At 68.8% G+C, this 10,691-nt stretch carries 8 protein-coding genes and 1 pseudogene; 5 read left to right on the forward strand and 4 right to left on the reverse strand.

From position 1 onward, the window contains the following. Positions 1-264 precede the first annotated feature (264 nt). Positions 265-495: pseudogene (locus MJ797_RS27345) on the reverse strand (prephenate dehydratase); the annotation flags it as partial. A 298-nt stretch (positions 496-793) separates the two neighbouring features. Between MJ797_RS27345 and larB the strand changes: the two are divergent. The 3 genes from larB to MJ797_RS02610 all read left to right on the forward strand — a co-directional run bounded on the left by larB (position 794) and on the right by MJ797_RS02610 (position 5,512). After that, positions 794-1,687, forward strand: a complete 894-nt coding sequence (gene larB, locus MJ797_RS02600; RefSeq protein ID WP_239331445.1) for a nickel pincer cofactor biosynthesis protein LarB — start codon at positions 794-796, stop codon at positions 1,685-1,687. A 215-nt stretch (positions 1,688-1,902) separates the two neighbouring features. Beyond that, positions 1,903-3,300 carry a nickel pincer cofactor biosynthesis protein LarC gene (larC, locus tag MJ797_RS02605; RefSeq protein ID WP_374581288.1) on the forward strand — a complete coding sequence of 466 codons (1,398 nt, stop codon included), beginning with the start codon at positions 1,903-1,905 and terminating at the stop codon, positions 3,298-3,300. A gap of 280 nt (positions 3,301-3,580) precedes the next feature. Next, positions 3,581-5,512, forward strand: coding sequence for a MinD/ParA family protein (locus MJ797_RS02610; protein WP_239331449.1), 1,932 nt, complete (start codon positions 3,581-3,583; stop codon positions 5,510-5,512). Here MJ797_RS02610 and MJ797_RS02615 read toward each other — a convergent pair. Together MJ797_RS02615 and MJ797_RS02620 are read right to left on the reverse strand one after the other, a co-directional pair. After that, positions 5,502-6,734, reverse strand: a complete 1,233-nt coding sequence (locus tag MJ797_RS02615; protein ID WP_374581262.1) for a geranylgeranyl reductase family protein — start codon at positions 6,732-6,734, stop codon at positions 5,502-5,504. The genes MJ797_RS02610 and MJ797_RS02615 overlap by 11 nt on opposite strands. A gap of 43 nt (positions 6,735-6,777) precedes the next feature. After that, the gene (locus MJ797_RS02620; protein ID WP_239331543.1) at positions 6,778-7,776 is read right to left on the reverse strand and encodes a DUF5926 family protein; all 999 of its coding nucleotides are present in this window, start codon (positions 7,774-7,776) and stop codon (positions 6,778-6,780) included. A 439-nt stretch (positions 7,777-8,215) separates the two neighbouring features. Between MJ797_RS02620 and MJ797_RS02625 the strand changes: the two genes are divergently transcribed. Further along, complete coding sequence (locus tag MJ797_RS02625; RefSeq protein WP_239331453.1) at positions 8,216-8,692, forward strand: ATP-binding protein; 477 nt, start codon at positions 8,216-8,218, stop codon at positions 8,690-8,692. Positions 8,693-8,811: 119 nt separating this feature from the next. Continuing rightward, a complete protein-coding gene (gene purQ / locus MJ797_RS02630; RefSeq protein WP_239331455.1) occupies positions 8,812-9,531 on the forward strand; it encodes a phosphoribosylformylglycinamidine synthase subunit PurQ in 720 nt (239 codons plus the stop codon). Positions 9,532-9,657: 126 nt separating this feature from the next. On the opposite strand, the gene MJ797_RS02635 is transcribed toward purQ, so the two are convergent. Then, a partial coding sequence (locus tag MJ797_RS02635; protein WP_239331457.1) for a hypothetical protein occupies positions 9,658-10,691 on the reverse strand: 1,034 nt, incomplete at its 5' end.

Consider the following 10,691-nt stretch of genomic DNA (forward strand, 5'->3'; position numbering starts at 1 on the left):
CATCGCTTTCCCAGCCACTGCCGCGCGATGCACAGGCACCCCGGCTCGTCGGTCAACGCTCAGCACCTCCGGCGCGTCCCTCCGCCGCCTCGCGATCCATCCACCGCATATCACCTCTTGATCCACACCCCTATTACCAGTCGCCCGTATTGTTACCTCCGGTGGGAGCGTGTTTGAGATCGGGCTTTCGATCAGTGAGCCGGAATGACGATCTCAGACGCGCTCTGAAGGTACGTCCTCAGTACAACCGTTGGGCCACATTTCTCAGGCATCCGGGTGATGATTCCCACGTAGCCTGGAAAGCCAGGCCGCCGCATCGCGGAAAGCATCATCCGACGTGCCGGGCCGCATGACCGTAACCTGCCCATCCGCTCTCGGGTAGCTACCAAGGAACCGGACGTCAGCGCAGCTGCGGTGCAATGCTGAAAGCGCCTCGCCAACCCGTGCCTCGGCTATGTGGCCCTCGCAGTCGACCGAGAAGCAGTAGCGGCCTAAGTGGTCGGCGCCGGAAGTTCATCCAGGGCCTGCCGGCGCCAGGCGGCGCCTCGCTTCGTTGTCGTCGGCCGTAGGCCAGCCGGATCGGCGCGGTCACGTCCGCGGCCCCACGCCGGAAGCCGGCGTGACCACGGCAATCTCGGCCGTGCCCAGCGGGTTGCGGACCGCGTTTGCCCGGACCGGATCTGCTGATCTCACCTTGACGATCCTACGGCCCCGTGACAGAGCGCATGAGGGGAGCCTGTCGGCGCCGCCCCTGATCCAGACGTGGGACGACCGGCCCCCGTAGGGTCGGAGCGTGGACACGGCGGATGTTCGGCTCCTGCTGGAAGCCGTGGCTTCCGGCACGGTCGAGCCGCACGAGGCGCTGACGCGCATCACAGCCGGCCCGCTCGGCGACGGCAACGGCTGGACCGACCTTGGGTACGCCCGCGTCGACACGCACCGCGGGCTGCGCACCGGCGATGCGGAGGTCGTCTACGCCGCCGGCAAGACCCCGGCGCAGACGGTCGGCATCGTCGCCGAGCTGCGGCGCGCATCTGGCGCCGGCCATCCGACACTGGTGACCCGCGCGGACGCGGCCACCGTCACGGCTCTGCTCGCCCGGTGGCCCGGAGAACTGACCACGTCCGGTATACCTGCCCTTGATCCAAGCTCCACGCCTGATCCGGGCTCCAGGCCTGCCGCCCGGTTGGCCACCGTGGTTGTCGGCCCGCTGCCGCCGGAGCGCGGCCAGGTCGTGGTCGTCTCCGCAGGGACGTCGGACGCACCGGTAGCCGCCGAGGCCGCGCTGACCGCCCGCGCATCCGGAGCGGGCGTTGAGACGATCACGGATGTAGGAGTTGCCGGCCTGCACCGGATCCTCGCGGTCCGTGACGTCCTTGCCGCCGCGGACTGCCTGATCGTCATCGCTGGCATGGAAGGTGCGCTACCCAGCGTTGTTGGCGGGCTCGTCGGTACACCGGTGATCGCCGTTCCGACCAGCATCGGTTACGGCGCGTCCTTCGGCGGCCTTGCCGCGTTGCTCGGGATGCTCAACTCGTGCGCGCCCGGCGTCGTCGTCTGCAACATCGACAATGGTTTCGGGGCGGGAATCTTCGCCGCCCGCATCACCCGCCGCACCCGCCGCGCGACGGCGAGGCCCACAGTCGCCGACAGCGGTCAGGAACCGGGCGGTGAACGGATCGGTTAAGAACGCCCGGCAATAGCGGCAATAGCGGACGCGGTGTCGCGGGGCTGTCGTCGAGGGTCCGTTCCATCCTCTCCGACCGGCCAGACCACAGTGGACGGGTGACCGACGCCGACATGCACCACGCGAACCGTGCGCCAGCCGGACCGACCGAGCCCGCATCGACCAGACCGGCCCGGGTCGGCTGGCTCGACCTGTCCAACGGAGTGAGCGGGGACATGATCCTCGGCGCCCTGAACAGGGTGCTGACCGACACAGATCAGCACGCGGATGTGATCGCCAACGCGGTCGGAGCGCTCGGGCTTCCGGTCCGTCTGGACGTCAGCATGACCAGCCGGGCCGGCCTCGCCGCCGCCTGTGTCCAGGTCATCACCAACGAGTGGACCGGTAGCGAAGACGCGACACACCAGGACGGGCTGCCCGGGAGCGGGGCGCCCGGAAACGCGGCACCCCGCGATGAGCACCGCCGTACCTGGGCTGACATCCGCCGGCTACTGGCCGGCGCTCCGCTCAGCGAGACGGTCCGCGAGCGGGCCTTGGCCACGTTTGCGGCGCTCGCCGAGGCTGAGGCTGTCGTCCACGGCATCCACGCCGACGAGGTGCACTTCCACGAGGTCGGGGCGCTGGACGCGCTCGCCGACGTGGTCGGCGTCTGCGCGGGGCTCGATGCGCTCGGCCTGGACCAGCTGGTCGCGTCCCCGGTGGCGCTCGGCGGCGGGTCGGCCCGCACCGAACACGGCGTGCTGCCGATCCCCGGCCCCGCTGTCCTGGAACTGCTGCGTGCCAACGCAATGCCGGGGTATGGCGGTCCGGTGGACATGGAGCTGTGCACACCGACGGGAGCGGCTCTGGTGGCTGTTCACGCGGACGCATACGGTCCGTTGCCGGCAATGCGGGTGGCGTCCGTCGGCGTCGGCGCCGGCCAGCGCGACATCCCTGGCCGGCCCAACGTCGTCCGCCTGGTCGTCGGTACCGCTCCGCCGGCCGACACGCCACCCCGGACGGGACCACTGCCGGCAGCACCACTGCCGGCAGCACCGATGGCGGCAGCACCGACGGCGGACTCCGCCACCGCGCGCATCCCCGCCGTGACCAATGCGCTGGCCGTGACCGATGAGCTGCTGGTCGAGACCAACGTCGACGACCTCGACCCGCGGGCCTGGCCAGAGATCCTGGCAACGCTGCTGGCCGCGGGGGCCTCCGATGCCTGGCTCACGCCGGTGCTGATGAAGAAGGGCCGGCCGGCGCACACCCTGTCCGTGCTGGTGGCGATGCCGCTCGCGGACTCGGTCCGGCGGGCGGTCTTCCTCCACACTCCCACCCTGGGCCTGCGGGAGACACCCGTACGCAAGTGTGCCCTCGCCCGTGCCTTCCGCACGGTGAACGTCAGCGGCGAACCCGTCGCCGTGAAGATCGGCATACTTCCGGACGGCCAGATCGTCACCAGGCAACCCGAGTGGGATGATGTTCGCCGCGCCGCAGCCAGGCTGGACCGACCAGCACGTTGGGTGCTGGCTACCGCGGCGGCCCTGGCGTCGGATACCGTCCGGCCGAACGCTGCCCGGCCGGACGAGGGCACCGATGACGACGAGGCATGGGCACACATGCGATCCTAAGAGCGCCCGACAACAGGGGTGTGGATCAAGGAGCAGGGCTGGAGTGCGTGCATCGCGAGGCGGCGCGGGGAGCCACCCTGGTGGGTGACGACCGACGGCGACAACGCGAGGTGCGCATCCCACCCCCGTGTCGCCGCGTCCCCTGTTGCCACTCTACGGCGTGTTCCGGAAGTCGTCGTTCGATCAGGGAGCCGCGTCCGGGTGGCTTCCGAGACACGCCCTAAGGCCGCGACCGAGCGGGATCACGAACGGAGACATCGACATCGACGCCCGAACGGACATGCCTGACTTCAATCGTGCTCCGGCGGACGATCCTGGCGCGGTCCAGTCGATGCCGTCACCGGCGCGGCACTATCCACTGTCCAGCCCGGCCGAGGCGAGCAACGGCGACCTGCGTTCCCCTCCGCAGGCCCAGCGGCGTCCGCTGCCACCGCCGATGCCGCCACCCGGCGGCGAGCGCGCGTTCGACCCGCTCACAAGCGCATGGCCGGGCGCCGCGGACGAATCACCGGCCGCCCGGCCGTGGACCGAAGCGTCAACCTACGACCCGTTGTTCGACCGTGGCCCCGTTCCCGGCGGCTATCCAGGGCCTGGTGCCCACCCGAGCAACGTCGCGCCGACTCCACCGCCGCCCAAACCTCGGGTGTCCGTCAGCACGCTGCGCCACGAGGAACGCCTGAACAACGGCCAGCACGGTGCCCGGCCCACCAGCGCACCCTCATCGGAGCCCCTGCCGGGTTACCAGCGGTCCAGCTACACCGACACGGCCCACCGGCCGGCGCCGCTGTACCGGGACGACAGCTACCCGCCGGATTTCGACTCCGCCGATCCGCTCGGCATCTCCGCCGGTGTGGCGAGCACCGCGATCGAGACGCCACCACACTCGCCGATTTCGACAGTCTACCCAGCGCCGCCGCCGCTGCCCCTCCCAGTAGCTGATGAGCCGGTGTCCCCGCACTCGCCGCCGTTGGCGGCCGAGCAGCCGCCGGGAGTGTCCACGGCGCCGATCGCGGTACTGTCCAGCCAGGATCGGCCGTTCCTCGACAGCGACGGTTTCCCCGGCGGGGGGCGGGTCGAGAACTCACCTCCCGACATCCAGCGGGTGCCGGCGCCATACCCGGACGGCATGTATCCAGACGGCATGTATCCGGACAATCACCAGCCCAGCACCGAGTACCCGGCACCAGCGCCTGGCATCCGTCCCGCTGGCCATGACACAGCGGCTGATACGCCCGCTCTGCTGCCATCCCCGAACGGTGCGCCCGGCAGACTCATGACCAGCGCGTTACTGCCGGCTCAGCCAGACAGCGCATCTCGGGGCTGGCGGAAACTGGTTTTCAAGGCATCCGGCGGAACGATCAACCCGGGGCCGTCCGCCGACGAGGTACGCCATCGGCGCCTGCTCACGCACATCCGCACCCCCCTGTATGACTGCCACCGGATCGCGGTCATGTCGCTCAAGGGCGGTGTCGGCAAGACCACGACGACCGTGGCCCTCGGGTCGACGCTGGCGAGCCTGCGCGGGGACCGGGTGGTGGCGATCGACGCGAACCCGGACCGCGGCACGCTGGGCGCGAAAGTACCACGGACATGCACGAACACCGTGCGTGATCTGCTCGACAACGCCGGCTCGCTGGACCGTTATGTGGACGTCCGCAGATACCTGTCACAGGCCGACAGCCGCCTGGAGGTGCTCGCCTCCGCGAACGCGCCCGAGATCTCGCAGGCGTTCGCCGACACCGACTACCTTGCCGTTGACGGCATCCTGCAGCGGCATTACTCGATCCTGCTGACCGACTGTGGCACCGGGATCCTGCACAGCGCCATGCCCGCCGTCCTCCGGCTCGCCGACACACTGGTGATCGTCAGCAGTTCCAGCGCGGATGGCGGCTCATCCGCCAGCGCCACGCTGGACTGGCTGGACGCGCACGGGTACGCGGCCCAGGTGCGAGCAGCGGTAACGGTTATCTCGACGTTCCCGACAAACGGGGAATCCGTGGACCTGAGCACTCTCGAACAGCATTTCACCGCCCGTACCCGGCGAGTCATCCGGGTACCCTACGATCCGCATCTGGCAATTGGTGGGCGCATCATGCTGGAAGGAATGCGAAAGGCGACCAGACAGGCATTCCTCGAAATCGCTGGTGCCGTCGCCGCACGGTTCGGGCAGACAGGTTCACGGCCTGTCCCGACCGGTCCGGTCAGCGGGTGATCGCGGCGGTCACTGAACGGACGCCAGGGCGTCGCAGCTGCCGGGCCACTGTGGTGCGGCCGTCCACGATCCGCCCGAACAGGCCGAACGTACCCGGCATGCAGGTCAGCAACGCGTGCAGCAACCCGGGATGGCGCGTGTAGACCGCCTGTACCTCGCGGCCGGCGTCCATTTCAGGGCCAAGCACCGCTTCGACGCGCCTGGGATAGTCCACGAGCGCGCAGGGGTCACCGAGGGCGGCTCGGGCCGCGGCCTCGCCGGCAAGGCGGCCCGAACGGAGCGCGAAGGAGATGCCTTCACGCGTCCACGGGTCGAGCAGACCCGCCGCGTCGCCGGCAACCAGCACCCTGCCCCGGCGCAGTGGCGAACCAACGGCCCGCACCCGCGTCAGATGCCCGGAGTCGTGCAGCGGTGTCACCGCGTCCAGACCGAGACCGCGCACCAGATCGGTGTAGTAGGAACGAAGCGCGCCGCCGTGTGCCCGCGAACCGATCACACCGACAGTGAGCGCTTCCCCCTTCGGGAAGAGCCAGGCATACGAACCGGGGACCGGACCCCAGTCGAGCAGCACCCGGCCGGCCCAGCGCCGCGCGGTCGGGGCGCTCACCGGAAACTCACCCTCCAGGCCCACGTCCACCTGGTCGCACCGGACGCCCACATAGCCACCGGTCCGCCCGGAGGCGCCGTCAGCTCCGACAACGACTCGGGCACGCAGGTCGGGCCCGCCCCGCACCGATACCTCGACACAACCAGCCTGCTGGCGCTGGAACCGCTCGGCCGCACGGACCTCGCCGCCGGCCGGTCCGTCCAGTCCAGCCGGTCCGTCCAGTCCAGCCGGTCCAGTCGGTCCGGTGACTTCACGCAGGCCGGTGACGTGGACACCAGTCCGCAGGCTCGCCCCGGCGGCACAGGCCGAGTCCGCCAGCGCCCGGTCGAACTCCGAACGCATCACCATGGACAGCATCGGCCGGCCCGGCCGCCGCCTGGTCCGTGCCAGCCGGCCGTTGAGGGTGACCGTGAGCTGGTCAATGCTCGCACGGACCAGGTTCGACAGATCGACACCGGCATGATCGGCCGACAGGCCGACCAAACCGCCACCACAGGTCTTGTACCGGGGAAGCTCAGCCCGCTCAAGCAGACAGACGGTGGCGCCGGCCCTGGCTGCCGCACGGGCGGCGCTGGCTCCCGCCGGACCGGCACCGATCACTATCACGTCGAACATCTCGCCTGGAGTACCCGACCGATCAGGAATATCGACTGGCATATCAACGTAGCGTGAGAGTCCGGCCCACGACGCCGGCGCGCATCCGGCGTTGCGACGGATCCAGCGGGGTCCGGTCGGCAACCGCATGTTCCAACCGGACCCGCAGCTCGCTGGCTGGTTCCTCACAACTGTCCGCATCAGCGCCCGGGGCAAGGTCCCATACCGGCACGACCAGACCGTCGGCCCGGAACGATCCGACAAAACGGGACCCGTCACCAACCGTGAGACAACCTGCCGCGGCCAGCCGCGCGAGAGCATCCAACAGGGGCTCCTCCGCATAGGCCTGAACCCACCGCAGGTGTGCCCGTTCCCCCGGACGGCACCAGTAAGCCGCGTCAACCGAGGTCAGGCGGGCGGTCGGGACGACAGCCGCGTTTGCCCGCTCGAGTGCGGCAGCAACTTCCGGGGCAGGGCCGCCGCCGTCCTCGGACGCTGGGATCCACCAGGTGAACCCGGCGTGGACCGTAATGTCCAACGGGGCTGGATCAAGGATATCCAGCAGTGTCGGGCCCGGCTGGGTGTCATCCGCGCGGGCACCGCCCGCTGGTGCCCGCGGTGGGACGACCGGACCCGCGGGCTGCGCGGCGAGTGCCGCGAGCAGCGCCCGCGCAATGTCCGCGCCCGCGTCATCGCTGGGCACGCCCGTCTGCATCGCCAGGAGAACCTCGCCGTTCTCCCGGACGATGGCGGGAACCGCCTGCGGCAGCATCGTGCCGAGCACGATCGAGCGGTCGGCGTGTTCGGGATGATCCGCGAGGTAACCGGCGGAGAGCTTGAGTGGAGCGGTCGCGCTGGGCACCAACTCACGCAGAGCCACCAGATCAGGCTCATCAACCCGGCCGGCAAAAGGCCGCAGGACGGGCGCGGGCCGCCGCCGTACCCCGTGACATGCTTTGTAACGGCGCCCCGACCCACAGGGACACGGTGACCGCGGCCCGACAACGGGGAATTCTGCCTCACCGGCCCTGGAAACGCCCCGCGGTGTCCCGGGTACGGTCAGGTCAGCCTCGTTGGACGCGCCAGACCCGGACGAGCCGGATCCGGCGAAAGACGGCACGGGACGGCGGGCGGTCTGTCTGCGGGTGATCGGGTGCTCCTCGGCTTGACGGATCGGCTTGACTGATGCCGGCAGCGCAAGGCTAATACCTGCGACCAGCGCGTCCCATCAACCCGTCCATGTCACCGTCCAGTTCGTCCTGGATCTGCCACGCCGTGGCATGGGAGGGGACGCGGAGCATCGCCCGCCCACCGGCAACAGGTCTGGCGGGTGGGCTGGAATCACCGGAACACGCATCGTCGGATCCTCGGTCACGGCGAGTCCAGGATCTCCTGCCACCCCTGAAGCAGGCGAGCAGGCGAGAAAATCATGATCGAAAACCCTTCGGTCGCCGGGAAACCGGAGTCGGTTAGCCGTCACTCACCGGGGTAGGAGTTCGAACATGGAGATCAGATTTTCGCTGTCGCTCCCCCGGGACGAGATCTCCATTCCTGTTGTCCGCCGGATGTGCACGCAGTCGCTGAAGGTTCTCGGCGCGCACCAGGAGTGCGTGGACGATGTGGAACTCGCGCTCACCGAGGCATGCGCCAACGTGCTAAAACATGCCCAAGGGCTCGATTGGTACGAGGTCTCGGTCAACGTCGACAACCAGGTGGCCGCCATCGAAGTACTGGATAACGGCGGCGGCTTCGACGTCTTCCAGATAGACGCTAAGATTCTTGAGGCGTCCGCCAATGACGCGATCTGCGAAGACGGCCGTGGCATCTACGTCATGTACGCACTCATGGACAACGTCCAGTTCGATATTGTGGATGGCCCGCGTCCCGGCATCCGGGTGCATCTGGAAAAACTACTGCAATGGGACGAGAGCGCGCCCGCCAGCCGGCTGGAACGCGCCCCTGCCCACTGCGGCTCCTGAACGCGCGGCCACCCCTCGTCGCTACTGGAGGCCCAGCGCCCGCCGCCCCACGATCCATCCGCTCGGACGCCGTTCCCTGATCGAATGACGACTTCCGAAACACGCCGTAAGCTGCCCGCATGAGCAGCGGCCAGCGCGGAACAGCCGGCGGAGCATCGCCGGTGACGCGAAGAATTGGTGTGGTGACATTTCCGGGCTCCCTGGATGACCGGGACGCCGCGCACGCCATCCATCTCGGCGGTGGCGAGGCTGTTGCGCTCTGGCATGGTGACACCGAGCTGACCGGGGTGGACGCGGTGGTGCTGCCCGGCGGATTCTCCTATGGCGACTATCTTCGTGCCGGGGCGATTGCTCGTTTTTCCCCCATGGTCGGCGCGGTCGTGGACGCGGCCCGCGACGGGCTGCCCGTCCTCGGCATCTGCAACGGATTTCAGGTGCTGTGTGAGGCCGGGCTGCTGCCCGGGGCGCTCTCCCGCAACGTCGGCCTGCATTTCGTCTGCCGGGACCAGCGGCTGCGGGTGGAAAACACTTCGACCGCGTGGACCTCGGAATACACGCCCGGCGCCGATGTGATCATCCCTGTAAAACACGGTGAGGGCCGCTATATCGTGAGCCCGGCAACACTCGCCCAGCTCGAGTATGACGGCCTGGTTGTTGCCCGCTACCTCGGCGGGAACCCGAACGGATCGGTCGCCGACATAGCCGGCGTCTGCAATGCCGGCGGCACGGTCGTCGGGTTGATGCCGCATCCCGAGCATGCCGTCGAGCCGCTGACCGGCCCGGGATCGGACGGTCTGGCAATGTTCCGGCCGGTGGTTTCCGGCATATTCACCGGCTGATCGATGCCGTAGCCGGCGATGCGGGCGGCGGTGTCGCCGAGGAATACGGCGAAGGCGTCCTCCCTTCGTTCCGGCGCCCCAGCTCATCGTGCTCAGCCACCCGATTCCCTCACCGCGCATGCGCGCTCAGCGACGGATCGCCAACCGGTACCTCTCTCGCTGCCGATTGTCATCAGCGAAGAAGTACTCCAGCAGGTCGTGCAGGTAGCCCGGGTCGGGTACACGTCTCGACGGCGGTATGTACTGTTTCACCCGAAAGGATCCACAACCGAGGTTGTACATCGTGTACAGACCCAGTTTCAACCGGTCGAGTTCGGCGAGGATGTGGTCGGGCAGCGGATTTTCCTCGTCCTCTTCAGAGGCCGTCTCGACGACCAGGCTCGGACAGTGCGCCCAGCGTCCATGAGCCGCGGCTTCGTAGAGTGACTCCAGCCGATTGGCATCGACCGCCCGCTTGATCTCAAAAGACGAAATCGTGAGGACAACGTCGGGCAGCAGATACGAACTCCAGACCTCGACCGCCGCAACGTCCGGCCGGGACCACTGGCCGCTGGCCCGCGCCCGCCTACGCGCGGTAGCTGTCTCTCGGATGTGACTGAAAGTAAGCCCCGCTGTGTCGATCTCACTCTGGTACCAGTCGACGAACGGCCGGTACAGTTCGGATTCCCGGCGCACCAGCTGGCCGGGGCCTGTGGCCGCGGATCCCGCGTCGTCGATGTGCGTTTCGAGCAGCTCATCGCCGGCTGGCTGGGACACATCGTCAGCGCGGGCGACCGTGCCCCCGCGGCCCCGCCCGATCCGGACGAGACCGGCGGTCTTCAGCTCGTCCAGAGCCAGTCGATAACGGTCGTTCGTGATCCTTACAGCGCTGCGCAACCGCAGGCCGCCAACGGGAGTGCCGTCAGGCGGCAGCTGGTCGAAAACAACGAGCGCGTCGCGGGAAACATTCGGCTGGGTCCGCTCGATCGGTGCCCGGCGGATCCGCCGCCCCTCCACAATCGCCATACCCGCGAGAACGAGCTCCGCCACCGCGTCGTCGAACTGCGCGTCCGCCATACGGAGCCGCTTCCGCAACGTTCCGCAGTTCAACGGTGCCGGCCCGATTTCCGGATACAGTTCCGCCGCCGTTCTGGAAAGTGCCATCATCCCCTCGCCATCGT

The organism is Protofrankia sp. CiP3 (assembly GCF_917627345.1).
Taxonomy (GTDB): domain Bacteria; phylum Actinomycetota; class Actinomycetes; order Frankiales; family Frankiaceae; genus Protofrankia.

Coding starts and splice junctions, on each gene's coding strand:
- purQ (WP_239331455.1), top strand. CDS start 8,812: ATGAGCAGCGGCCAGCGCGGAACAGCCGGCGGAGCATCGCCGGTGACG.
- MJ797_RS02610 (WP_239331449.1), top strand. CDS start 3,581: ATGCCTGACTTCAATCGTGCTCCGGCGGACGATCCTGGCGCGGTCCAG.
- MJ797_RS02625 (WP_239331453.1), top strand. CDS start 8,216: ATGGAGATCAGATTTTCGCTGTCGCTCCCCCGGGACGAGATCTCCATT.
- larC (WP_374581288.1), top strand. CDS start 1,903: ATGATCCTCGGCGCCCTGAACAGGGTGCTGACCGACACAGATCAGCAC.
- MJ797_RS02615 (WP_374581262.1), bottom strand. CDS start 6,734: ATGTTCGACGTGATAGTGATCGGTGCCGGTCCGGCGGGAGCCAGCGCC.